18 protein-coding genes are annotated in these 25,781 nt (G+C 49.3%); 10 read left to right on the plus strand and 8 right to left on the minus strand.

All coding sequences use genetic code 11. The features are described from left to right. The first annotated feature begins 5 nt into the window (after nucleotides 1-5). A complete protein-coding gene (glsB, locus tag C2M29_RS07835) occupies nucleotides 6-926 on the plus strand; it encodes a glutaminase B (RefSeq protein ID WP_105189219.1) in 921 nt (306 codons plus the stop codon). On the opposite strand, the gene C2M29_RS07840 is transcribed toward glsB, so the two are convergent. Together C2M29_RS07840 and C2M29_RS07845 are read right to left on the minus strand one after the other, a co-directional pair. Then, a complete protein-coding gene (locus C2M29_RS07840) occupies nucleotides 912-1,880 on the minus strand; it encodes an ATP-grasp domain-containing protein (RefSeq protein ID WP_105189220.1) in 969 nt (322 codons plus the stop codon). The two genes, glsB and C2M29_RS07840, sit on opposite strands and share 15 nt — an antisense overlap. A 149-nt stretch (nucleotides 1,881-2,029) precedes the next feature. Next, nucleotides 2,030-4,213 (minus strand): bifunctional diguanylate cyclase/phosphodiesterase, encoded by a 2,184-nt coding sequence (locus C2M29_RS07845; RefSeq protein WP_105189221.1) that lies wholly within the window; start codon nucleotides 4,211-4,213, stop codon nucleotides 2,030-2,032. A 185-nt stretch (nucleotides 4,214-4,398) separates the two neighbouring features. Here C2M29_RS07845 and C2M29_RS07850 point away from each other — a divergent pair, with 185 nt between their 5' ends. Further along, nucleotides 4,399-4,596 (plus strand): hypothetical protein, encoded by a 198-nt coding sequence (locus C2M29_RS07850; protein ID WP_105189222.1) that lies wholly within the window; start codon nucleotides 4,399-4,401, stop codon nucleotides 4,594-4,596. A gap of 8 nt (nucleotides 4,597-4,604) precedes the next feature. Here C2M29_RS07850 and C2M29_RS07855 read toward each other — a convergent pair whose 3' ends face one another. Continuing rightward, entirely contained in the window at nucleotides 4,605-6,167 is a 1,563-nt protein-coding gene (locus C2M29_RS07855) for a GGDEF domain-containing protein (protein ID WP_105189223.1), read from the minus strand. 247 nt (nucleotides 6,168-6,414) lie between these two features. Here C2M29_RS07855 and C2M29_RS07860 point away from each other — a divergent pair, with 247 nt between their 5' ends. Continuing rightward, a complete protein-coding gene (locus tag C2M29_RS07860; protein WP_158684677.1) occupies nucleotides 6,415-8,673 on the plus strand; it encodes a nuclease-related domain-containing protein in 2,259 nt (752 codons plus the stop codon). A gap of 61 nt (nucleotides 8,674-8,734) precedes the next feature. Here the strand turns inward: C2M29_RS07860 and C2M29_RS07865 are convergent, their stop codons facing one another. Both C2M29_RS07865 and C2M29_RS16580 read right to left on the minus strand, forming a co-directional pair. After that, entirely contained in the window at nucleotides 8,735-10,468 is a 1,734-nt protein-coding gene (locus C2M29_RS07865) for a class I SAM-dependent methyltransferase (RefSeq protein ID WP_105189225.1), read from the minus strand. A 128-nt stretch (nucleotides 10,469-10,596) separates the two neighbouring features. Continuing rightward, a complete protein-coding gene (locus C2M29_RS16580; RefSeq protein WP_158684678.1) occupies nucleotides 10,597-11,094 on the minus strand; it encodes a hypothetical protein in 498 nt (165 codons plus the stop codon). Between the two features lie 258 nt (nucleotides 11,095-11,352). On the opposite strand from C2M29_RS16580, the gene C2M29_RS07880 reads away from it, so the two are divergent. Beyond that, on the plus strand, nucleotides 11,353-13,308 hold the full coding sequence (locus C2M29_RS07880; RefSeq protein WP_105189228.1) for a GGDEF domain-containing protein: 1,956 nt from the start codon (nucleotides 11,353-11,355) through the stop codon (nucleotides 13,306-13,308). 15 nt (nucleotides 13,309-13,323) lie between these two features. Here C2M29_RS07880 and C2M29_RS07885 read toward each other — a convergent pair whose 3' ends face one another. Then, nucleotides 13,324-14,802 (minus strand): cytochrome-c peroxidase, encoded by a 1,479-nt coding sequence (locus C2M29_RS07885; protein WP_158684679.1) that lies wholly within the window; start codon nucleotides 14,800-14,802, stop codon nucleotides 13,324-13,326. 306 nt (nucleotides 14,803-15,108) lie between these two features. Between C2M29_RS07885 and C2M29_RS07890 the strand changes: the two genes are divergently transcribed. After that, nucleotides 15,109-16,989, plus strand: a complete 1,881-nt coding sequence (locus C2M29_RS07890) for a hypothetical protein (RefSeq protein WP_105189230.1) — start codon at nucleotides 15,109-15,111, stop codon at nucleotides 16,987-16,989. Between the two features lie 44 nt (nucleotides 16,990-17,033). On the opposite strand, the gene C2M29_RS07895 is transcribed toward C2M29_RS07890, so the two are convergent. Next, complete coding sequence (locus C2M29_RS07895) at nucleotides 17,034-18,053, minus strand: NADP-dependent oxidoreductase (RefSeq protein WP_105189231.1); 1,020 nt, start codon at nucleotides 18,051-18,053, stop codon at nucleotides 17,034-17,036. A 192-nt stretch (nucleotides 18,054-18,245) separates the two neighbouring features. Here C2M29_RS07895 and C2M29_RS07900 point away from each other — a divergent pair, with 192 nt between their 5' ends. The 5 genes from C2M29_RS07900 to C2M29_RS07920 all read left to right on the plus strand — a co-directional run bounded on the left by C2M29_RS07900 (nucleotide 18,246) and on the right by C2M29_RS07920 (nucleotide 24,118). Then, on the plus strand, nucleotides 18,246-19,154 hold the full coding sequence (locus C2M29_RS07900; RefSeq protein ID WP_105189232.1) for a histone deacetylase family protein: 909 nt from the start codon (nucleotides 18,246-18,248) through the stop codon (nucleotides 19,152-19,154). Between the two features lie 162 nt (nucleotides 19,155-19,316). Next, the gene (locus tag C2M29_RS07905; protein ID WP_105189233.1) at nucleotides 19,317-20,057 is read left to right on the plus strand and encodes a ferredoxin--NADP reductase; all 741 of its coding nucleotides are present in this window, start codon (nucleotides 19,317-19,319) and stop codon (nucleotides 20,055-20,057) included. Nucleotides 20,058-20,074: 17 nt separating this feature from the next. Then, complete coding sequence (locus C2M29_RS07910) at nucleotides 20,075-20,578, plus strand: nuclear transport factor 2 family protein (protein ID WP_158684680.1); 504 nt, start codon at nucleotides 20,075-20,077, stop codon at nucleotides 20,576-20,578. Nucleotides 20,579-20,699: 121 nt separating this feature from the next. Further along, the gene (locus C2M29_RS07915) at nucleotides 20,700-21,248 is read left to right on the plus strand and encodes a hypothetical protein (protein WP_105189235.1); all 549 of its coding nucleotides are present in this window, start codon (nucleotides 20,700-20,702) and stop codon (nucleotides 21,246-21,248) included. Beyond that, nucleotides 21,245-24,118 (plus strand): prolyl oligopeptidase family serine peptidase, encoded by a 2,874-nt coding sequence (locus C2M29_RS07920; RefSeq protein ID WP_105189236.1) that lies wholly within the window; start codon nucleotides 21,245-21,247, stop codon nucleotides 24,116-24,118. The genes C2M29_RS07915 and C2M29_RS07920 overlap by 4 nt, the downstream gene beginning before the upstream one ends. 51 nt (nucleotides 24,119-24,169) lie before the next feature. On the opposite strand, the gene C2M29_RS07925 is transcribed toward C2M29_RS07920, so the two are convergent. After that, a complete protein-coding gene (locus C2M29_RS07925; protein WP_233998392.1) occupies nucleotides 24,170-24,958 on the minus strand; it encodes a tetratricopeptide repeat protein in 789 nt (262 codons plus the stop codon). Nucleotides 24,959-25,781 lie beyond the last annotated feature (823 nt).

Below are 25,781 nucleotides of genomic sequence, written 5' to 3' on the forward strand. Positions count from 1 at the left end.
GTGCTATGAATATTCAGCAGGTGATTGACGAGATTAATACCGAGGTGCGGAGCCGTTTGCCCGATATGCCGGGCCGGGTAGCCAGTTATATTCCGGCACTGGCGCAGGTTAAGGGCGAGCAGTTTGCCATGGCGGTGCACACCGTAGATGGACAAAGCTATTACAGCGGCGACAGCGAACAGCGTTTTACCATTCAGTCGGTCTCCAAGGTTTTGACCCTCACCCTGGCGCTGCAGCGCTATGGCGACACCCTGTGGCAGCGGGTGGGTAAAGAGCCATCGGGCACCGCCTTTAACTCACTGACCCAGCTCGAGTTTGAGCAGGGTATTCCACGTAACCCTTTTATCAATGCTGGAGCGATCGTCACCTGCGATGCCCTGTATTCGCGCCTCAGTGCGCCCACCCATCATATGCTGGCAACGGTACGTCAGCTCAGCGGCAACCCGCGTATCAATATTAACCAGCAGGTATCACGCTCGGAGTTTCAGCATCGTCATCGCAATGCCGCCATGGCCTATCTGATGGCGTCATTCGATAACTTTGAAAATGAGGTGGAAGAAGTCTTAAAGGTGTATTTTGGCTTTTGTGCCATGGAGATGAATTGTGCCGAATTGGCGCGCACCTTTTCGTATTTGGCGAATAAGGGCGTCGATGTGGCGTCAAAAAGACGTATTCTCGCCGCCAAGCAAAACTCTCAGCTTAATTCCCTGCTCTTTACCAGTGGCCTGTATGATGCCGCCGGGGATTTTGCCTACCGCGTCGGTATGCCGGGTAAATCCGGCGTCGGCGGAGCCATTATCGCCGTGGTGCCGGGGCAGTTTACGGTCGCGGTGTGGTCACCCAAACTCAACGAATATGGCAACTCCAGCGCCGGTATTTATGCGCTGGAGCAATTTGCCGACCGCCTGTCTTTACAGCTCTTCTAAGGCTTCCTTAGCCGCTTTTTTCGCTGCCTTGGGTGTCGACTGCGGCTTATCGAAAATACCCAGACGAATGCGAATAAAGTGGAAGATCTCCCGCGCCACATCGATGGCGGTGGCCTGCTCTAGCCCCTCGAAGCCCGGGCTGGAGTTGGCTTCACAAATTTTAAAATGCTGGTCATCGAACAAGAGATCGATACCGGCCACGTCCAAGTCCAGGGCATTGGCGGTTTGCGTTGCCAACCATTCTATTTCTGGGGTAATGGCATACAGCGAGCCCGTGCCGCCGGCGCTGACATTGGCCTTAAAGTTATCGCCGCCACTGTTGCGCTCCATACAGGCAACAGCTCGGCCGCCTATGGTCAACACCCGCAAGTCACGGCCATGGCTGCTTTTGACGAACTTTTGCAGAATAATATTGGCCTGCGGGCTGGTCGCCTCGATAAGTTGCATCAGATCATCGAATTCATTGCGGGTTTTACTTAGAAACACGCCGCTGCCTTGGGAGCCAGAGAGGGTTTTCACCACCACGGGGAAGCCAAGTTGCTGCTCAACCAGGGCGATATTCACGGGAAACTTGACCAACATGGTGGTTGGCGTCGGCAGGTTTTGCTTGGCTAGGATTTGCTGCGCATAGAGCTTGTCTTTTACCGTTTCGATGGCATGGGCACCATTAACGCAGTACACCCCAAGGCGTTCTAAATGACGGATAATGGCGAGGGCAAAATAGGTGGTACCGGCCCCCATGCGTGGCATTACAAAGTCCGGTAGAGGCACCGGCTTGCCATCGATCAAGATACTTTTGTCATCTTCACGAGTCACCAGGAGATCGAATTGATCCGGGGCGTAAACTTCCAGCTCGATATTCTCTTCTTTGGCAACGGCCAGTAGTCGCTCGATTTCATATCGCTCTGGTTTTAATAAATTGGCGCCATCAGTGTAGATTATCCAGCCGCGCATAGTGCCCTCTCAATAAGCAAAAGGCGGCATTATGCGTTGCCACTTATCGTCGGTAAAACAAGATTATTTTATCGTGGCGATAAAAATTCACACTGTTAATTAGGGGCACGAGCGCTGACAACAAAGGGGTGAACGCCTGAGGTTCGCCGCTACTGGCTGACCTCAACAGGGTTGACCAAGGCGTCCGCTTGTTCGAGCAAGGCCAGAGCCTGAGCCAGGTTAACCGGCTCGGAATAATAAAAGCCCTGGCTAAAGTGACAGCCATAATCACGGAGCTGTTGGTGCTGCTCGGTGCACTCAACGCCTTCGGCGATCACTTCCATCTCCAGCTCGGAGGCAATTTTTATCAGGCTGGCGATCACCACCTGGTGCTTATGCTCACCGAGCAGTTGCTGGGTAAAAGATTTATCAATTTTGAGGTAGTCGGCGCGCAGATCGATCAGGTGACTCAGCGAAGAATAGCCGGTACAGAAGTCATCCAGAGCCACCTTAACGCCCTTGTCGCGCAGCTCATTAAGCTGATCCTGCACCTGTTTTTGTGCGCCAATGGCCACCGACTCGGTCACCTCTATGGTGAGCTGATGGGTGGCAATCTGATGCTCGTGCAACGCCGCTAAAATGGCCTCAACCGGCTGCAATAAATGATTAAACTCAGAGGCCGAGCGGTTCACCGAGACACCGATATGGCGATAGCCTCGTTTGTGTACCGTCGCTAAATCATCCAATGCCCGTTTAAGCACGAACTGCCCAAGCACGGAGATCAAGCCAAACTCTTCGGCAATGGCTATAAACTCATCGGGGTAAATGGTGCCCAGTTCCTCATCATGCCATCGGGCAAGCGCTTCAAACTTGGTGATTTTTCCACTGCGTAAGCTGATAATTGGCTGATAAGCCACGGTTAACTCATTGGCTTTGAGGGCCTTGGCTAACTTATCGCGCAGTTGAATTTTGCGTAAGTACTGACCTTCTATCTCGTCGCTGTAGACCACTATGCTTTGTGTCTGTGCCCGTTTAGCGCTGAGCATGGCGTGATTGGCGTTACGGACGAACACCGTGGCGTTCTTGGTATGGTCGTCAATATGGGCGATACCCAGGCTGCAGGTGAGCTCGATATTAAGCTCGCCAAGACGTATGGGCTGGCAGATATGCGTTAAAATACGCTGGGCACAGGCATAGGCTTGCTGCGCTGTGCTGTTGGCCAGCAGCAGGGTAAACTCGTCGCCACCATAGCGGCTAAGCACATCCGAGCTTAATACGCAGTGTTGCAATCGCAAGGCCACCGCCACCAGTACCCTGTCACCCACCTCCGGGCCATAAAGATCGTTAATATCCTTAAAGCGGTCGAGATTTAAAAACAACAGTGAACTCGGTGTGCGCTGCTCACAATGCAGGTCAATATGCTGCTCTACCCGTTCGAGGAAGCTGCGGCGGTTATGCAGCCCGGTAAGTGGCTCTTGACTGGCATAAAAACGCAGTTGCCGCTCGCTTTCCTTCCAATCGCTGATATCGCGAAAAAGACCGATGTAATGAGAGATTTCACCCTGATCATCGCGATTAACGGTGATCGATAACTCCTCCGGATACACCTCACCATTTTTACGGCGGTTATACACCTCGCCACGCCAATGACCGTGATTGTGCAACTGCTGCCACATGTTTGCATAAAACTGTTGGTCGTGACGACCCGAGGCCAACACCCCGGGTGAGCGTCCTAATAATTCGCTTTCACGATAGCCGGTATAGAGTTCAAACGCCGGATTCACGCGCAGAATGTTATTCTCACTGTCGGTGATCATAATGGCTTCTTTGCTTTGTTCGAACACGATATTGCGCAGCGACAGCTCCGCCAGCATGGTATTCTTTCTTTCAATATCTATATCATGTCGTGCCTGTGCAGCCACGATAAAGGCCAGGTCTTGAAACCATTGCAGGCTTTGCGCGCTAAAGTCCTGCGGCTGTTCAAACATGGCCACCAGGATGCCAATAGGGTTGCGGGCCACATCGCGCAACGTCACGCCTAGATAGGCGTTGATGCCCAGTTCTCTGAGCATGGTGTCTTTAGGGTATAAGGACGCAACTTGGTCGTTATAGATACAGATATCCAGGCTTTGTAAGGCATCGGCGCAGGGGGTCTCTTGGAGCCCATACTCTATGTTGGCCAATACATTACCCTGCCCGTGAAAGGCCTCGGTGCGTACCCGTGAGCCATCATCACTCAGACGACCTACAAAACAGTATTTGGCGGCAAATACCTCATCGATCATCGATAAGGCAAGCTCATAGGCTTGCTCGCTGCTGCTTGTTTGGTACAGTGCGTTGAAGGACTGGGTCATGAAGTGAAGTAATTCTTTGTCTTATTTGCTTGTAGCTTAGCACAATATCGTCTGTGAACCTGAACATATTGTTATATATCAAGGCAATATAAAACAATGACCTTAAGATGACAGTTTTTTTACTCCAGCAAAAAGTCAGGTTTTTCTTTGCTACACTAGGGCGATGAACTTAGGTGACTGAAATTATGAAAAAACCAGCTCAAAAACAAAAGAATACCTTATTTAAAACGTGCCTGTTTTCGTGCTTTACCTTAAGCCTGAGTTGGCTATTTATTAGCGATAAAACCATGCTGTTGATCATCACATTACTGGTTATCTTACTCATGGTCTGGGCCTTGTCTCAACGTTTGTTAACCCTGCTGGAACGCCAGCGAAAAAGGTAGAGCCGCTCCTACAGCCACTGCACCTCGGTGCGATTACGGCCATTATGTTTCGCCTTATACAAGGCGTTATCGGCGGCTTTAAGTGCCGCGCCAATCTCATTACCCGGCTGCCACAAGCTCACTCCCACCGACACCGTCACTTGTGCCACAGGAGCAAACCCATGCTCGGCTATATGCTGACGCAGGCGCTCGGCCAACTCCTGTGCCTTTTCAACATGAAGCCCGGGTAGTAACAGCATAAATTCTTCGCCGCCGCTACGGCACACGCTGTCATATTCGCGACATCCCTGCTTAAGTAACTGTGCCAGGGTCTTAATCACCTCGTCGCCAATGTCATGGCCAAAGTGATCATTGATATTCTTAAAGTGGTCGATATCCAGGGCCAGTACCGCGAAAGACTGTCCCTGCTCTTTCATTGAATCCAGGCAAGCTTGCATATAACGGCGGTTGCCAATGCCGGTTAAAGGATCGGTGTTACTCGCCAGGTTAAGCGCACTGATGCGCTGCAGCTGTTCATTACTAAAGGCTTCGATGGCACGCTTGAGGGTTTTTGCTTCGTTATACCAGGCGGGAATATCGCTAAAGGTTTTGTCTTTGTCACGTACTCTCCGTGCCAATAGCTGCAATGGTGCACTGATGGTGCCGGCGAGCAGCCAAATGGCTAAAAGCGTGATTAAGGTCACTGGTGCCGCCTTTTCCATTAGGTTACCTATGGTGTTTCCGACACTGGTGACCACCTGCTGCTGGGCACTGACAACCAAAACCACCCAACGCATGTCGTTTACCGGTGCATAACCTATTAACTGTGCGTCGTCTTTGTTGCTGATCATAGCACCGCTTTCACCCGCTTGCGCTTGCATAAACGCAGGCCAAAGCGGGTGAGTATCACCTAAGGTCACACCAATGTGTCGACGCTGATTATCGTACACCACGGCCCCGTTCTCACTGAGCACCAAAATACGCGCTTCAGCACCATGGAAATGAGTGCCTAACAGCCGCGATAAGATATTGTTGCCATGCAAATAAATGGTGCCGGCAATGTAGCCCAGATAACGCTTGGGCTCTGCTTCAGAAAAAATAGGATGTGAGGGGCTGACCACCAGGTTGCCCAAAGGCGAGACAAAGGGCTGCGGCATTAATGGCCGCTGCGCCCTTAATGATTGCCTTGCCTCACTCGATTGCAAGGTTAAGCCCACGGCCCCTAATTGCTCTGGGGCGGCGCTGATCACTTCACCGTTATGATCAATTAACACCACGGAATTAAAGGACTCGGTCTGTGCCAGTAAGCGCTGCACTTCTTGCTTACGGCGAGCAGCATTATCCATGTCACGACTAAGGGATTGAGCGCTAAAGGCCAGTTGCATTTGTAATGATTGAATAAACTGGCTGGTAATATCGGCCATTTTACCTGCATAGGCACGATTTGCTTCCAGGCTTTGCGTCATCGCCTGCTGAGTGTAAACCCGATAGCTGATCACAAACTGGTTAGCCAGGGTAATGAGTACCAGGAGCAGGGTAAAACCGAGGATCACTTGGCGCAGATCGAGTACAAACAACCGCGTAAAACGCATTAACTTCCCACCACTAATACTTAATTACCAATTTAGGGTAACACAAACTCATGCTAATAATTTGTTATTAGTAAATAAAATCGCACCAAGAAAAGCGCTATTTTCTCACTTAATTTAGTACCATTGTCGCATACAGAAGCGAATTAACCTATTGAATTTTAAAATGACTCTATAAGGCTCTAGCGTAATTTATGAATTAACTGTTAGACTAGGTGCAGATAACACTATGTTTACTTATATTCGAAAAATGAGATTAGCTTTTATATTATTTTTCACCCTGGTGCTGTTGCAAGCTCATGGGGCCGAGGCGCGCGAATATAACCGCGCCATGTGCATTCTATTAAAACAACAAATGGCACAGTTCGACCATTCGCGTACGCATCCCACTTACCGTAGCGCGCGACGCGACTATGACAGAAACTGTCATCAGTTTGATAATGCCCAAGCGCAGCAACAAACAAGAACTCAGGTTACATCGGCCGAGCCCGATCGCTCGACCTTAGTCAAACCTGAGCCTTTTACAGAGCAAGTTAAAAGCGAAAGCAATGCTGACACTGAACTGGCATCGACTCAGGCAAAAGACAGCCAAAGTGAGCCCGCCACTCTAGAAGCAGCGGCTACCTTGGCGAGTGCGCCACAGCCAGCCTCTGGCCAGGACCAAGCCAAGACCGAGCCTGCCGTAGAGATGAGCGCAACCGATAATCAGGCTGCACAGATAAATTCAACGCAGCCCAAGGCCGAGCCAAAAGCCCAGGTAGCGCCAACCAAGGTGACACCAAAACCGCAGCCCGTTGCACAAACCGCAACATCGGGCCTGATGGACATGATGCTCCCTGCACTTCTCGGTTTGCTTGTGCTTATAGTTGGCATCGCCACGCTGTTAGTGGTGCGCAAAAAACGCCAAAGTTCAATTAAGGTCGCTAAACCTAAGCTCTCCTCTGAAGGCAAGCCGCAAGCTATGCGGAAGCCCTCAGAGTTTAAAAAGGCGTTGAAGAAATTGCTCGGCAATAAGAAAGCCACCTTGGACCCGCAGCTTTACAGCAAGTTTACCAACGTGCCCATCGCCACGGGTGAGGAAGGCAAAAGCACAAACATAGAACATCTCTTGCTGAGCCCCTTTGGTGTCTTTATGGTCGCCCATATCGATGCAGTCGGTGATATTTATGGCGGCGAAAAGGCCCAGGATTGGACGGCCCGACACCATGGCGAAGACGAAAAGTTTGTTAACCCTCTTACCGCGTTGCGTGAACAAGCGCAGAGTTTGGCTGAGCTGCTGGCAATGCCGATGCAGGAGATCCACTGCCTTATCGTGTTTAATAACGAGGCGGTATTTAAGTCGCCCATGCCGAGTTTCGTTCTTCATGAGAAAGAGTTTGTTGACCATGTGCTGAGCATTAGCACCCATGACTACGGCGAAAAGCTAAGCTCCATTCACAAAGACAAGATTAAGCATCTGCTAAGCTATGGGGCCCACGCGGCGCTCAGCCCGGAATTGGCCAGGACACTGTTGAACGAAAAAGCGGATGCCCTGTTGGGAACACCGTCAGCCGAGCCCTCAGCCGAGCCCTCAACCGAGCAAACACCGCAAGCTGATGCCGAAGATGAACCACAAGTGCCAAATGTGGCGCCACTGCGTCGTACAGCCACTGCAAGCAAAGCCTCTAGCCAGGGCGAGCCTCAACAGAGTGCCGAAATCCACCCCTTTGTGCGCAAAAAAACCGAGGCCTCTATTGAGCAGCCAAGCACTGCTAACGAGCCAAGTGTTGTTCCCGAAGCCGAAGCAAAAACGCAACCGCAAGAGGATACGCCGGCAACACCATCGCAGCCGACCGGTAAAGATTGGTCTAGCATGTCCGATGAGGAATTTCAGGCCTATTTAAACCAGGCAAGCGGCTCGAGCACAACGCAAACGACTGAGAGCACGCCTGCTGAGCAAGAGCCGCAAAGTCACCACAGTGAACCAAGCAGCGATGCGTCACAACTCCCTGTTGAGGAAGAACCCAGTGACCGTAATCTGACTCAAGCAACGGAGTTCGAGCAAGCGCCAGAGCCACAGCTAGATAGCGGAGAACCCGTTAACGAGCAGGTTATAGAGCAGCCGGTTGCGGCCCAACCTGTTGAGGCCCAACCTGAGATAGTTGAACCTCTTTCAACGCCAATGCTTGAAGACGAGCAAGGCGAAGTGGAACAAGCCGAAGCGCCACCTCTCACCACCCAGGCTATTACAGACGAGCCGAGCGAAATCGAGCCTGAGCCAGAGCTCAATCTGGAACTCAACGACGCCGAAGCGCAATCACTGGACGACGCTCTGATGGAATTGGAGTCAGCCCTGGCACAACAAACGCCAGAATCAGCCGAACAAGGCGAAGAAGAAAGTAGCGAGGAAGAGCCAAGCAAAAAGGCCAAGGACAACCCCTTTGCCAACCTGTCCCTCGACCCCAACTTCACCCCTCAGGAAGAAAAAATAGACATAGGCGCCGGCCCGTTGGAAAACGAAAAATCTTAATGCGAAGTGGCGCCCGATGGGCGCCATTTTATTGTGTAAATAGTGCAATAGAGTCGATAAGTTACCACTCCTGCAACTGCTGCAATTCACGTAAACGCCCGCGTTGCAATACCAAAGCGGCAAACAGCTCATTGATTGAACGATTACCCCTCTCTAACCCGGGTAGCGCCAGATTCGCCTCGGCGAAAAAGCGCTGCGCTTGCATACTGTTATTTTCCTTATCGCTTAACCAAGCCTGTTGCCACCAATGAAGTATGTGCTCCTCGGCCTGACGCAAACGAATGTGGCTTGGCAAACGGTCGCGCTTTTCATTATTGGCTTTCGGTGTACTCGGTAATAAATTCCATAAATCGTTGTTTGGCCAACGTGAAAAAGGCATGCAATGATCAACATCAAAACCTTGCTGCAGCGAACGTTGTGTCCAGACACAATGAATCGCCTTGCCACTTGCGGTGATATCATTTACTCGCTGACGTACCTCGGTCGTGGTACGTTTCGGCTCAAGCCAGTTTAATGCCTGGGAAAAGATATATGGCTGCTGGTTTAAGTGAATCGCATTACCGCGATAACTTGCCATGGTTTTTGCCCATTCGCTGACTAAAACGGGTTCAATCCAACAGGCATAACGATTCAGAGCTGTCCAAACATGCTCGGGCAGGGAAAACTCGCCCCATTGGCACAGGCTCTCAAAGTCTAAAAACAGGGTGTCCTTGGCGCGAACTACTTGGCTCGTAAGCTCGAATACGCATCGTTCGGTGTTGGGAAAGGTAATGTATTTGCAGGGCATATCGCGAATATTTTGCACCGCGTGGGAGAGAGTTCGATGCAAGGCTCGCGCATCCTCACCCACAAATCGGTTGCCGACGCGAAAATCTGTTGAGTTCAGGTGCCTTAACTTATGCCAGCCATCGTCTTTCATAAACCCCATGTTTGGACTGGCGTTGGGCGTTTGATACAGCTCGTAGTGATCGATCAAATCTTTATACTGATGACACCAATACAGGGCGACCAAGCCCGCAGGCAAGATGACACGATTGTCCTCCCTGCGTATCACTGCTCCGGGGTGGCCATCGGCAATACGCAACAACACCCGCATCAATGCCAATTTATGAGTCGCAGATTTACCATCATTCAGGGCTACATGACGAATTAAACTAAAGGAGCCGCTACCATCATCCGGCAAACGCAGTACGACGGTTTGCCAATGTACATCTGCGCGGTTGAGCTCGTCAGTTTGGAGCTCGGTGCACAAAATACACTGCAAGCCAACTTGCGTTGCTAATTGCTTTAACGTATCGGCGCATACTTGATACATGCCACGCTCTTTGCGTTCCACCTCTCCTTGCCCATGGCGCAAGGAGATCACCAGTTGTCCGCCGGGTTTCAGTAAGTTTGCCAGCTTGCGGATCGCTCGCGGACGCTGCCCTTCGGGAATATGCATCCACACGGCACTGAGCAAAATAAGGTCAAAACTGATTTCTTTGCTGGTAATACATTCTAATTCCGGCAAGGAATCTTCCAGCCAATGAACCGCATAGTCTTTGGTATGCCTGGCGCCTAGCTCGGCAAGCATTTGCGCCGGTTCAACCGCATATACCTCAACATCTTGTCCTTGCTGAGCCAGATATAAGGCATCCCGACCGGCTCCAGCACCAATGTCCAGCATACGACATTGTGGTTTTTGCAGTAACGGCTGAAGCAGATGCAACCAGGCCGCATGTACTTTTTCAAAATCGGCGCTTAGGTATTGCTCGGCTAATTGCGAGGCATTTTGGTTGTAGAACTGGGAGCTCAAACAGAATCCTTTCCATTACTTATAGTTATAAGTGGAAAATAACATACCCAATAATAATGACAAACACAGATAAGCTTTTCTTGGCACAAAAAAACGCCCCTTGCGGGGCGTTCTGGTGCGTATATGAATTAATGGCGACGGCTGAGAATTTCGACTATCTCCAGGCTGTTTTCCAGAACCCGGAAAATGTCGCCGTGCATATCAACAATCACATGACCATGGCGGTCGCGGCGCAGTATTCTGCCATGACGGTATAGATCGTAATCAATATGATGACCTACGCGCCAGTAACGATCATGGTGGCGATGGCTGTAATGGTCACAGTAGTAGTGACGATTACGTTTATGCTTTTTATGATAGCCGTAGTAGTGGCGATCATGGTGACGGTCATAATGACGGTCCTTTTTATGCTTACGATCGTGCTTGTGATGGCGTTTTCTGTCCCGCTCGTGGTGGTCATACCGCTTTCTGTCACCTTCATGGCGATATTTGTGATCACGGTCGTCGTGATTCACCAGTTTTTTCTCCTGGCCTGGCGGCATAAAGTGATCGGGTTTAGCCAGGGCCGCATCTAGGGGTGCCAAACAAAATAGTGCTGCACCGATACAAAATGTAGTGAGTCGCATAAGGACCTCCTTTTTCGGTCAGTTGACCTCTTTGTAATATCTTTACTCTAGTGGCGGTTCCATGAACCCCAGGTAAACCAACGCATTCTTTACACTTATTTACAAACCGCCCGTATCCCTTAATGAAAACTGAACAAAAGTACGCAGATAAAAATCCCTCCACTATACTTTTTTCTAACACCGAGCGCCCTGCCACCAACAACTAATACTAAAGAATCAGGCTCGATAACTCTTAGCTAAACAGTTGTAGGAACCAAATTGAGCAACAACGAAAATACCATTATCTTGCTTTTCGATTGTGCCGGTCTTTGCAATGCGGTCTTCCCACGTCATTTGCAACGATATCTGGGCTTGCATATAAACGAATTTGCTTTTCGAACCAGTGTCGAAACCCTGGACTTCAGCGCTCTGCTTTTAGACGAACATTATTGGGTAAAAACCGAGTGTGAGAACGGCGAGTATCAGGGTGACTTACATGTATGCTGTGGTGAGCAGGCCTATATCATGGTGTCCTTGCAGCGGCGCCTAACCGGCTACCAGCAACTCAGTGATGCCGAGCGTTTGCAAACCATTATCGACAGCACCTGCGCCGGCACCTGGGAATGGAACTATCAAACCGGCGAGGTCACACTCAACGAACGTTGGGCGCAGATCATCGGTTATACCCTGGAAGAACTCTCCCCTATTTCCATCGATACCTGGCTTAAGTTTGCCCACCCGGATGATATTAAGCGCTCCAACAGCGCACTGGAGCGCCACTTTTGTGGCGATGACGATGTTTACCTGTGCGAAGTGCGCTTAAAACACAAGGACGGCCATTGGGTCTGGGTTCGGGATTGCGGCCGGGTGGCCACCCGCACCGCGGATAATCAACCGGAGTGGATCACCGGCACCCATATCGATATCAGTGCGCGCATCAACACCATTAACGAGCTGCAACAGGTGCGCAATGAGCTCAACTCTATTATCGATAGTTTGCCGGCGGCGGTGTTTAAAAGCCCGCTCAATCGACTGGGCCACTTTACCTATATGTCGGTTGAGGTCGAGCGAATCACCGGTTACAACGTCGCCAGCATTCAACGCAACAGTCATTGGTGGCTGGCGCAAATACATCCCGAAGACAGAGAGGCGCTGCAGGCGGAATACAACCACTGGCTTGCTCAGGGCGCCCGGGGCGTATGTAAATGTGATTATCGCTTTCGTCACAGTCAGGGCCATTACGTGTGGCTGTGTGAGCATAGTCAGCGCCTTAAAGCGCCCAGGGGTAATAATGGCGCGGAAGATGCCCTGGTAGGCTCCTTGTTCGATAAAACCGAGAACATGAGCCTGCATACGCGCATGGATGCCCTGGCGCAGATCATCCCCGGCATGATTTATCAATTTGTCCTAACGGCCTCGCGCTCCTGGCACTTTCTCTATGCCAGTGAAGGAGTTAAACGTATTTTCGAGGTCACGCCCGAGCAAGCGCTGCAAAACCCAGCGCGCATGTTAAGCAAGGTGTCCCATGGCGACAGAGAAAACATGCTCGAAGAAATCGTGCATTCGGCCGCCAAGCTGGAAGATTTCGAATGTGAATTTAAGGTCACGCTGAGCGTCGGCTACAAGTGGCTGTTTGCCCATGCCATACCGCAGCGGCAAACCGACGGTGGCATTATGTGGACCGGCATGGTGATCGATATTACCGAGCGTAAACTGCTGGAGCTGCGTTTGCGTAAGGAGTCGACCACAGATCCGCTGACCGGGCTCTATAATCGCCGTTATTTCTTCGAGCAGTTACAGCTACGCCTCGACCAAGCGGTGCGCGAGGAGCAAACCCTGGCCTTGATCATCCTCGATCTCGACTTGTTTAAACAAATTAACGACAACTTCGGCCATCATGGCGGCGATTTGGTGCTGCAAACCGTGGCCCAGTTGCTCAATACGGTGATCCGTAAATACGATATCGTTGCCCGCATTGGCGGCGAAGAGTTTGCCATTATTTTGCCCAATACCACACAGGAGCAAGGGGTGGGTGTAGCCGAAAAAATCCGAGAGAAGATCGCCCACGCCAGTATCTGCATTAATCAGGAGCTGATAGAAGTTACCGCCACCTTGGGGGTGGCCAGCACCGAATACACCAAGGCTCAGGTGAACGCCCTGTTTAAGCAGGCGGATTTATGCCTGTATCGAGGCAAACGGTTGCGGCGCAACTGTGTAATAAGCAATACACTGTAACGCCGCAGGGCGCGATTAAAGCAGGTTACCGCCGTGGCCATAGGCTTTTAGACGCAAACCGTCGGCGTCTTGTTCATCCTCACTTGGCACCCATTTGTTCATGCAACTGGGCGTTTGTGTGCAGGGGTCGGTGAGCGTTGCTAAAAACGCCAACAAATCATCCAATTGCTGGGGTTCAAAGCTGGTTGGCTGCAATAACGACTTACCCTCACTTTGCAGCCTGTCGAATTGCGCTAACGCCTGCTCGGTATTGTCTCGCCAATGCGCCATTTGTATTCCCGGCTGAGTGTCATCGGGCACATAATCATTGATGCTTTGATGAGGTTGCAAGTGATGGGCAAGCACGTCGCTGAGCTCGGTAAAGGCACCACTGTGCCCCCAAGGCCCGGTTTGCGTGACGTTCAGCAGGGTCGGCGTTCTAAACGCATACTTATCATCGTCAGCCTTGGTTTCGCGATAGCGACCAAAGTCATCGTCTCCCCACACGCCATCGCCTTTACCACGACCTAACTGCGGCACCGCCAGCACATGAAAAGACTCATCGGTGAAAAAGCCACCCTGATGGCAACTGGCACAGGCAAAGCCGCCCTGCTCGCTGGTTTTGTAAAAGAGCAGCGCGCCACGTTTAGCCTGCTCGCTAATGGCATCGTGATCGCCGTTGAGATACGCGGCCCAGGGGTTATCGATAAGCACCTGGGAATTTTCATAGGCGGCAATGGCCAGGGTGATGTTGTCAAAGGTCAGCAATGAAGCAGCGCTGCCATCGGCTTGCTCTAGGCCTTGGCGAAAGGCTTCCAGCCAGTTGTTAATGGCCAGCTCATTGGTGTCGCCCTGAAAACGCGCTTGTAATGCGGCACGTAAATCATGGTTATTGCCATCGGCAACAAAATCAAAGCCGCGCATCTCCTCTTTTGAGGTCACCGGGAATCGCGCTTGCGCCTGAGCCAGAGAAACGCCAGCCTTGTCATCACGCTCGCCGAAGGCGGAGTCTGGAGTGCGCATGCTGCCTTGTTCATCCAGCAGTTCGATGCGCCCATCATGGAACAGGGTGCGCTGATAAAATGCCAGGTTAAAGGTGCTGGGGGAATTGCGCGGCACGGTCGGCCCGCCATCATGGTGATACCCGTTAGCATCATGAAGGCGCCCGGGTCCAAGTAAGTTCGGCTCCAAGGCTTCAACGCCCACCGGCAGGGCCAGGGCATCGCCGCCACCTAAATTGGGGTGATGGCAACTGGCACAGGCGGTGTCTAAATTGCCGCTGAGCGCCTTGGTAAAAAATAGCTGCTTGCCTAATTGTGCCAACGGGCTGTCAATGGCGACGGCCTCTTGCGGTGGAGCTAATGGCGTGATCTGCTCTGTGGCGATCAGGCTTTGCAGCTCAATTTCTACCGCAGAGGCCTCAACGGCGGGTGGCTCCTGGGTTTGAGTATCGCTGGAGTCACAGGCACTCAGCATAAAGCACACGGCCAGAGGCAGCGCTATTCTTGTTGTCATTGCGTTTTTCTCATTAATTGGATTTATTATTGCTTTGCCACGCCTGGCTATGCAGCAGGCCAGATAGCAGACGCGCGGATGGCGGGCATGATATATCAAGCATCTCTTCATTAACATTACTTAACATTACATAAGGCGTTTTATTGGGATTGGAAGGGCGACTTATCCCTATATCTAGTTAAAATATAACCAGTCTATGCACTAAATTCGCGGAAATAACGGAATAAATGACTAGAAACCGTCCCGAAAAAGAGAATATAATCACATTATAATTACAAAATAATAACAAAGATAAAGGGATTATCCATGAAGAAGCTCACGCTAGCCGCTCTTATCTCTGCAACATTAGTAGGTTGTGGAGGCTCAGATAATAATAACGATTCGACTCCGTCTCCGGTAACCACAAACACTCCCCCAACCCTTAGCGGCACCCTCACTTACGAGGTAAAAGCAGCCGCCGAATACCAGGAGGTATTAAATCTGGCCGATGCCGATGGCGACACCGTCTCGGTTTCGGTAGCAGATAAACCTGCGTGGTTAAGCACAGAGGTAGCAAACTCACAGCTAACCTTAACTCTCGCTCCAGGCTTTTTTGATATTGGCGAATACGCAGTTACTTTGAAAGTAAGCGATGGCAAGGCCAGTGTCGATTATCAACTGACATTAACCGTAGGGGATAACCCGGATAAGTGGCAAGACATTGCGCTTGGAGATGGAGTACTCCAAGGTTTATGGACTAACCCTGCTAATGGCAATTCTTTAGCATTCACCGAAAGCAACAACGGCGTTATGACCGATGCCAATGGTGATATCCATCATTTTTCCTATGAAGTGAGTGACACAGGCTTTACTACAGATATCAAAAAATATGCCTGTCTATCATGCACAGAATATGACTGGTTGGAGTTCAATATTGTTGCTCAGGAACAAGGGAAGATTCGTGTGGTGCTGAGCACGGGTGAAACAGAAACCGTTATGAATTTAAATAAAACGGTTCAGCCCGAGTTACAACCGAGCTATTTCTTCATCGACGAGCCATCAAGCTATTATGGGGTCGGCCAGCTTGCGCCAAGCACCAATAAAGCCAGCCTGCCTGTATTCTTTGCAAGAATAAAAGGGAAAGACTTCAATAGCACGGCTATCAATACCCAAATAGAAGGTAATCGGCTGGTTATTCCTACTCTTTCAGAGGATTTTTCGAGGTCATTCTATGATATCGATTATAACTATGTGGAATTATTTTTTACCCATCATATAGACGGCATTAAAGTACTGGCGCAAACGGAGCAAGGCTTAGCCATTGAGTTACTGCACCACAATGATTTAAAGGCAGAGTCGCAAGGTGTCAGCTTGCTTAATCCGAGTGAGCTCGAAGACGCACTTATGCCGCAAGCGGATGTGCTCATTTATAGCAAGGTAGATAAGATATCTGCGCCGGCGCTGGCGACTGGTGCTAGTTACTCGGGACGCTTTATTACTGAGGCGACCACAATTGGTGAAGAAGAGTATTTGATTGGTGGTACGGTACTCACACTGGAGTCCGCAACCAAGGCTAAAACGCACATTTACAGTCCTAAAACCAAGCAAAGTGAGGAACGCACTGTCACACTGACTCAAGGCGCGGATATCTTGGCTGTAAATGATGGTACTACAACCACGGAATACAGCTTCTTTAGTAATGGAGAGAGAACCTGGGCTGCGCGGTATTTTGCAGAGTCAGAAAGTTATCTTGCCTACCCCTTTATGGAGGTGGATACCAACTTGGCATCGGCTAACACGCTGAGCGATGTTATCGGCATATACCAGCATCAGGATGCATTCACCAGCTTGGATAGCAAAGACACCACTAATTATATGTGGTTGCACAGCGACGGCTTTGGCAATTATAGCGAGCTCTTTAATTATCAGCCAAACCTGAATGAGCTCTACAGTGGACGAGACCTATGGAAGCTTGATGAAGAAGGCAGAATTCAGTTTATCTCAAACTATTATTGCCCTACTGCTACAAACTATGATGAATGTTATACCGAGACGCTGGCGACTCCGGAGGCAGTGTATTTTATGCGTTCGCTACGTCCGCTGCACAGCGAAGGTGGTCAGATCCTCTTTAGTTACAGCTTTGCCGTAAAAAGTGGTGCAAGTGACTACTCATATCAGAGCCTAAGACTGCTCAATAAAGTTGAGTAAATAGAAGAAAAAAGCCGAGTTAAACTCGGCTTTTTCTTTTCTAATTAAAGCGGTTCGTTAACTTTAACGACCATTTTACCGAAGTTGCGCCCATTGAGTACGTCGTTCAATCCCGCCGGCGCATTTTCAAGGCCTTCTATCATATGCTCCTTGTACTTGATCTTGCCCTCGCTCACCCACTGTTGCATATCCTTGGCGAACTCGTCATAACGGTGGCCGTAATCATCATAAATAATAAAGCCTTTTACCGTCACACGCGTTACCTGCAAAAATGACATCAGCTGGTATGAGCGATCCGGCCCAGCCGGCAGCTCGTCGCTATTGTACTGGGAGATATTGCCGCACAAAGGAATACGGGCGCAGGGATTTAATAGCGGTAATACCGCATCAAACACCTTACCGCCGACGTTTTCAAAATAGACATCGATGCCCTTGTCACACACGGCGGCTAATTGCTCGGCAAAATCATCGGCCTTATGATCGATACAGGCATCAAAGCCAAGCTCTTCAACCACGTAACGGCATTTTTCTTCGCCACCGGCAATGCCCACCACCTTGGCACCTTTAATTTTTGCAATCTGACCCACATTAGAGCCCACCGCACCGCTGGCCGCCGCGACCACCACGGTTTCGCCTGGCTGAGGGTTACCGATGTCCAATAAGCCCATATAGGCGGTAAAGCCGGGCATCCCCAAGACGCCCAAGGCCCAGGATGGCTTGCTTGGGTTTTTACCCAGGTTAATGACCATCTCACCTGTGCTGATGGCATAGTCCTGCCAACCATTAATCGACAGCACCCAGTCACCTTTGGCATAGCCATCCAGTTTAGACTCCACTACTTGCGCGACCGTACCGCCAAACATCACCCCGCCAAGAGCAACCGGCTCGGCGTATGACTTGGCATCGCTCATGCGCCCCCGCATATAAGGGTCAAGCGAGAGATAAACGGTGCGCAGCAGCATTTCACCCTGTTTTGGGCTTGGGATCTCCCCCTGGTGCAAACGAAAATTATCGGCCGTGGGCTCCCCTACCGGGCGTGAGTTCAACAGGATTTGACGGTTCATTTTATTAACTCCTAAGCATTCTTGAATGATTACTCAAGTAAGGTTGGGGCGCTCACCTGGCTTTCAAGTCGGCATCAGGTTGCAAAATGTAACCCTAGGTAATAAAGCGTCACTCACCTGATAAAGAAGAAACCTGGGCAAAGACGTTCATCATTCGGTAGACTCTTTACAAAAGTACGGCTGTCGAATCTTATGAGCTTTAACCCGCATTTACCCTTGGTGTATCACCCTAATTATTCATTTAGCTTTGATCCCAATCACAGATTTGTGATGAGCAAATTTGCGCGCCTTTATAAGCACGTGAAGGAGCTAGGCTTAGTGCAGCGCAACCTGCATCAGCCGGAAATAGGCTACCCGGAGGATCTCGCCCTGGTGCACTGCGACAACTATGTCGACGACCTGTGGCATAACCGCCTCGATGCCAAAGCCATGCGCCGCATCGGCTTACCCTGGTCTCCCAGCCTGATGGCCCGCACCTTTACCGCCCCCTTGGGCACGCTAAAAACCGCCCGCCTGGCACTCGAACATGGACTTGCCTGTCACTTGGCCGGTGGCACCCACCACGCGCATTACGATTTTGGCTCCGGCTATTGCATGGTGAATGACTTGGCCTTCACCGCCCAAACCCTGATCCAATCGGGCGAGGTGACCAATGTGCTTATCTTTGATTTGGATGTACATCAGGGCGATGGCACGGCGGCACTTTTGCAGCATCAGCCCTATGCCTTCACCTGCTCAATCCATTGTGAGAAGAATTTCCCGTTTAGAAAGTGCGCCAGTGACCTGGATATCGGCCTGGCCGATAATATGGGTGATGATGAATATTTGGGCGTAGTCGATGATACCCTCTCTCATCTACTGCAGAGCCTAAACCCCGATCTAGTGCTCTATGATGCCGGCGTCGATATTTGGCAAGACGATGGCCTTGGCAAGTTGGATATCAGTTGGCAGGGTATAGCACGTCGGGATCACCTGGTTCTCAAACGCTGCCTGGAGCACAATACCCCAGTAGCAACCGTAATAGGCGGTGGCTATGACAAGGATCATGCCCGCTTAGCGGCGCGTCACGGTATCGTTATTGAACAAGCGATGCGTTTTTAAGTGTGGGTACCTTGTCATCACCTCGCCCGTTCCACCCCATGCGTAAGTAATTCAGCGCGATACTGAAGGTTTGGGTGGCATTAACATAATGATTGTTCATTGACTTTATCCCATTGTATTGCCAGATTTAAGTTATTGAAGCTAAAGGCTTTGGAGCAAACAATGGCAAACTGGTTAGAGGCAAAAGTAAAACGGCTGGTATGGTGGAACGAAAAGCTATTTAGTTTGATTGTTACCGCAGACATAGACCCATTTACGGCAGGACAATACACCAAACTGGCGCTACAAATCGGCGATGAGCGCGTAGCAAGAGCTTATTCCTTTGTGAACCCACCGAGCTCGAAAAACCTCGAGTTTTATCTGATCAAGGTAGACGATGGTGCTCTTTCAGCGGCCTTGGCACGCTTACAACCGGGTGACAGCGTGCAAATTGCCGCCCAAAGCAATGGCTTTTTCACCCTGGACGAGGTACCGAGCGCCGAGCAGCTGTGGATGCTCAGTACCGGCACCGCCATCGGCCCGTTTTTATCTATGCTGCAAGAGCAGCAGGTATGGCAACAATTTCAACATATAGTGCTGGTACACTGTGTGCGACACAGCAAGGATCTCAGCTACAAGGAGATGATTCAGGAGCTGCAGGAACAACACCCACAATTACAATATGTGCCCGTAGTAACCCGCGAGGACGAGGCGACGCCACTCAAAAAGCGTATCCCAGCATTAATTAAAAGTGGCGAGCTTTTTGCACACGTTCAGCTTGAGGCCACCCCGGATGTGGCACAGTTCATGATTTGCGGTAATCCCGACATGGTCAAAGAAACCACGCAATGTTTAAACGATTTAGGCTACAATCGCAACCGCCGCCGGACCCCGGGGCACATAACCGTAGAGCAATACTGGTAGTAACCAAAGGACTAACTATGAAAACCTATATTGTCGCTCTTCTCGCGGCCCTGCTGTGGCAACCGGCACAGGCCAGCGAAAGTGCCGCCCCCCTAAGCGCCCAAGAAAGCGAACTGGTTGAAAATCAACTTGAAAAGCGCACCGCAAAGCAATTAAGCGCGGCTCAACAGCAGGCCGTAGCCGTCGTTGACGCCCTGCTTAGCGCCTACAACGACAAGGACATAGATACCTTTATTAGCTATTTTGCCGAAGATATTTCCTTTTATATGTTTCCCGACAAACTGATGTTCAGCGGCAAGGAGCAGTTAATTGCCCGCTATGGCGCCATGTTCAAGAATCTGCAATGTGTAAAAAGCACGCCTATAAAACGCATCGTGCACGGTAAATACGTGATAGATCAGGAGCTCTCAGAGTCATGCAGCCAGGACCCCGAGGTGGTGGATAAGCGCGGCGAAGTGGTCGCCAGCTATGAAATCAATAATGCCAAGGTCACCAAGGTGCTGTTTTTTAGAGGGAAGTAACTGGTGCTAAGAAAGGTTTTATTACTAGGTAAAGCTAAAACCAAACCTAGAACTTAACGAAAGTTTTACATTTGTGTATCATGTCAATTGATAATGACAAATATTGACATGGTACATATCGATGGAACGAGTTTTACTTTTCGCCTTGACGCTATTTTTAAGCGCTTGTGCAACTAAAGTGAGCCACCAGAAGATAGATTCCGATCGTCTCGAATCAGACGAGCAGGGTTATCTTCTAATAGGCGTCAACACTAACCGCAGTTTAAAATCTATCCGTATTAGCGGCCCTCAAAACATTCTTTTGACCCCTAAAGACATTCGCCAAGGCAGCAACTACATACTCGTTGCTTTGCCCTTAGGAACCTATCATATAGAGCGGGTAGACTTGAATAGATATAGCTACCTGAAGCTAGATGATGAACAAAATTGGCAAATATCCCTGCAAAAAAGCCAAATAAATTATGTTGGCCACTTAGACATAGCTACAACTGGCTTTTGGCGTACACGGTCCTATATCGAATTAATAAACAGAAGTGCTCAAGCCTTAGCTTACCTCGAAGAAAGCTTTCCTAATCTGTTGCAACAAAGACACATCGCCTATGGTGGGCCGGGTGAAGATGGATTCCTAGAGTACGTCCAACAGCACAATATTAGTCAGGAGCAAAAATGAAATACTTACTTATATTAATTTGTTCACTTTTCTGCTCCCTGGCTCAAGCACAATTCATATCCAGTGAAGAGCTATTTCGTTCTGCAAACAATTACGATGCTCAGCTCTCTCCGAACGGGCAATGGATGAGTCATATTAATTTACCGAAGCTAACTGGTGAACAGAGAATCTTATTAACTAAGCTCGACTCAATGCAACAAACGAATATTCTCGAAATATCCGCAAAATTGAGGATCAGGGAGTACCGCTGGCTTAACGATGAGCAGCTCTACCTCACTGTTGTTAATAAAAATAAACCATATCGATTTGTCCTGACTTTATCGGACCTAGATAGCGAGCCAAAAAGCAAAAAAAAGGAACTCCAGCAAGCAGGATATATCGCCAGCTTTTTACCCTCTGAGCCAAATTACGTTTTATATGCAAAATCAACAGAACATGGCTATCGACTGTTTAAAATTTCCATTGAGGATTTACTCAATAGCCAATTTGGCAAGGCTAGGCTAATAGAAAAGAACATTGACGAAAACACCCGTGTTTTTTTCGACACTAAAGTAAATAAGCTCATTTCCTTTGCCTATCAACAAGAAGAAAACCGCATTCAAATTAAGCAGCGAGCAATGGGGGAAAGAAAATGGCAAGAGGTATTATCAATTAAGAACGACGACTCCTATTTTTTGCCCATCGGGTTTTTAACCGCCAATAAGCTAGCCGTTCTAAGCAACCAGAAAAGCGACAAAATTCAGGTGCATAGTTTTGATATTAAAACAAAAACACTAGGCGAGGTACTGTATGCCCACGACCGCTATGACGTACAAGACGCCTGGGTCAGTGAGCAAGGCCCGCTTTTGCAAAGCATAGCCTACTATCAATCTGGTCGTTATAAACGAGAATATTTGGCCTCCAGCTACAGCCGTGTCAAGCAACAAATTGCCCCCTTGTTGGCCGAAACCTCCTTCTTTTTTACCGCCGTAAATTTACCCACCGAGCAATATATTATCTTTACTCATGGCTCAGATAGCCGCGGCAGCTATTACTTATTTAATGGCAAAGAGAAACATTTAGAACAACTATTTTCTGAATATGAAGGTGAACCTTTGCAATTAGCAAAAACAGAGTTTATTCAGTTTAAGGCTGGCGACGGCCACACCATTGAAGCTTTTCTCACACAGCCCCTACACTTTAGCAATGATACCTTACTCATATATCCTCACGGCGGCCCTATAGGGGTTCAAGATACACAAGAGTTCAATGCTACCGTACAGTACTTGGCTAATCGCGGGTTCAGTGTATTAAAAGTTAACTTTCGCGGTTCATCCGGTTATGGAAAATCCTTCCAAAAAATGGGCGTAGGACAATTTGGTCAGCTAATTGAAGAAGACATCATGGCGACGCTGGCCCATATCAAGGCCCAGCAAAGGTTCAAATACAAGTGCGCCATGGGCAATAGTTACGGCGGCTACTCGGCGACCTTATTAGCCATGATGCACCCCGATGACTTTCAGTGTGTTATTGCGGGGTTTGGCATTTATGACCTGCCGTTATTATTCAACATGAGTAATCTGCGAGCTCAGAAAGAATTTAGAGAATTTGTGGCGCGCACCGTGGGTGACTATGACGACAGCCTTACTCAGCTATCTCCCGTATACCGCCACCAAGAGCTGCAGGCTCCAATTCTTCTAATCGCCGGTGAGCAGGACGATATTTCAGGATTTGAGCAAAGTTACCGGTTCAATTATGTGCTTACACAGCAAGGTGCTGACATTGAGCATGTGTTTTTTGAAGGCGTAGGCCATGGTTTCGACCTTTGGCGTCATGAGCAAGCTTATGCCGCATTGGTTGCCGATTTTATCCAGCGCAAATTATCTCTTCCCGATTGGCAAAGTCGCCTCAACAGTCCCACGGATAAATCGGCAATTGCGCACGACTTCTGGTCGATAGCCAATACCCTAGCCGCCAATGACGTATCTGCTTCTCGGGCTGGCTTGGCGCAACATTATTTTACTCAAGCGGCAAATTTAGCTCACGCTGAAGCAACGCTGCACGCAGCTTACGGTAAACATTATGGCAAGGACACAGACAAAGATTTAGAAGGTGCTGCCACCCTTTATGAAACGGCGGCCGAATTAGGCAACCAGTATGCTCACAGGTATTTGGCGGAACTGTACTGGCAAGGCATCAACAACAAGCCGGATTTTGACAAGGCCCTAACGTCTGCTAAACAAGCGTATGCTCTCGAAAGCAACAAACATAACCTCTTGGCGTTAGCGAGATTACGTTGTAATGCCCCCGCCCCAGTAGGTGATGATGAACGTTGCCTTGAATTTTTGAAACTTGCTGAGCAGCGAGGAGCAATAAGCCCCTACGTTTCTGACTTTAATGAGTTAATTGCGGCTATTGTGATTGAGAACAATCTCGCCCAACCACAACGTCAACGGGCCCTGAACATTATTTCCAAAGCTTTTGAACTAACCGATGAGAAATACAGTTTGAAACTCATCGACGATGGCTTTTACCACAAACAATTTAGCGAGAAACACTTAGGCAAAACTGAATACCAGCACCTGGGTCAACAGTGGCCGTACAACGATCAGCACCAACAAGCCGACTACTTTGGGTTACGCTATGAATTGGACGAAGATGGTATGGATTCGCGCAAAAGCCGCTTTATCGTCTTCCTTAAATGGCAGCATTTAGACGCCGATGGTCAGCTTCTCGCTACCCGCTATGATATCCAGCGGGGTTCGCCCCGGGGGCAATGGAGCAACTTATTGCGTTTAAGTAATGAAACGGCGGGCACTTGGCACCTAAATGTATATAACGTTGGGGCACAACAGTTGTACTCGACCAGCTATCAAGTGCCTGTATTGTAAAACAAAAACGGCGGCCACTGGCCGCCATTTTTTTATCTTCATCTGTCTCGATTAGCCGTTAACGATATCGTTAAAGCTGGCATTATCGTGCAAGCTGGCAAAAGCGCTTTCATGAAGCAACTCATTGCGCAGGTTCGGCGAGTATTCTAACGCCATGCGAATATCGGCAAGGGCATCGCTGTGCTTATGAGCCATGGCGTAAGCACAGGCCCGTTGCCAGTAGGCGTAGCCATAGTCAGAGTCAACCTCCAGAGCTTGGTTACACAGAACAACCGCCTCTTGAATATCACCCAGCTCAAGCAGTGCATCGGCCTTGTAGGCGATGGCTTCAACGTCTTCCGGTTTGCGAGAGAGAATTTCGTCATAGATCTCCACCTTGGTACCGAAGTCGCTTTCAAGGTTCGCGCGCATCCACAATGAGTGGATTTCATTGGTAATGGTAATCTTTTTCTGGTTATTGAGGATTTCTTCAGAGCGTTCTCTAAGTTGACTTTCTAACCCGGCCAGTCGCGATTCATATTCTTCGGTTATCGCTTTGACCCGCGTGTTTACAATGTCTTCTACCTTGTTTTTCACATCACGCAATGAATTCCAGCCCACCAAGACAAGGATAGATACGGTTGCCGTGATCAGGATAAATAGATTATTCATTGTGTCTGTGGTGTAGCCAAGCGCGCGATCGGCCGTGTCCAGCTGGGCATGCGCTATCTTTTCAACGTACTCGGCGCGCAGCGCTTGCTGATCTTTGCGAACCGCCTGCAGTTCATCGAGAATATAGCGTTCAATCAAAGGACGATACATGGGCTCGTTCAACTCAGACACCGTTTGCTGCGCCTGCATTTGTTGCGTTTGAGAAAGACCTTTCGCTTGCTGCTCTGGTAGCGAATCCGATGGCTGCTCAGCTTGTGCCCAAACCTGCGGCACCGTCAACGCGCTCAACATAAAACCAACTAGTAGGTAACTGACCCATCTCAGCATGCTTAGATCCTTTTCTCTTATTTTTGGCAGCCCCTATGATGCCAGCTTGGCGACGCGCAGGCAAAAAAAAGCCAGCTACAAATATAGCTGGCTAACCTGCTTAACAACAATAAAGGTTCAAATGAACATTAACAGGAGTGAATGGCCATATTATTAACCGTTCACTGAACCCATACTTAATTGATTTTACAAATACTTATATTTTTTTTGTGGCTAGATTAACTGGTATTTTTGGGCATAATGGGTAGTAACCAAATAATATTAAACTGCCCTAATAGGCAAAAATGCGTTACCAAGAATATGCATTTGACTCAGTGATGCGGCTAAATGCGGTGCTTGGCTATCAACCGAGTCCTCAACCGAGTCCTCAACCGAGTCCTCAACCGAGTCCTCAACCGAGTTTGCAACTAAGCGAATGTGGGCTTTACTTCCTTATATAAGGCCGTTTTTGGTAGGCGCAGAGCAGTAAAAATAATAATAACGCGTTTGCACACCAGGAACGTGAATAATTGGCGCTAAATTCACCTAGCTTGTATGGTAATGATATGGGTAAGGACTTGCCATATCATGCTAATTTAGGATTATAAATGTTTGATATAAACAAAATTTACAAGGGTAAGATTTTTTTGTTTGCAGTCGCAATATCGGCTTTATCAACCCTAGCTATGATACTGGTCTATAAGCT

The organism is Pseudoalteromonas sp. T1lg48 (genome assembly GCF_002964785.1).
In the GTDB taxonomy this organism is placed as follows: Bacteria; Pseudomonadota; Gammaproteobacteria; order Enterobacterales; family Alteromonadaceae; genus Pseudoalteromonas.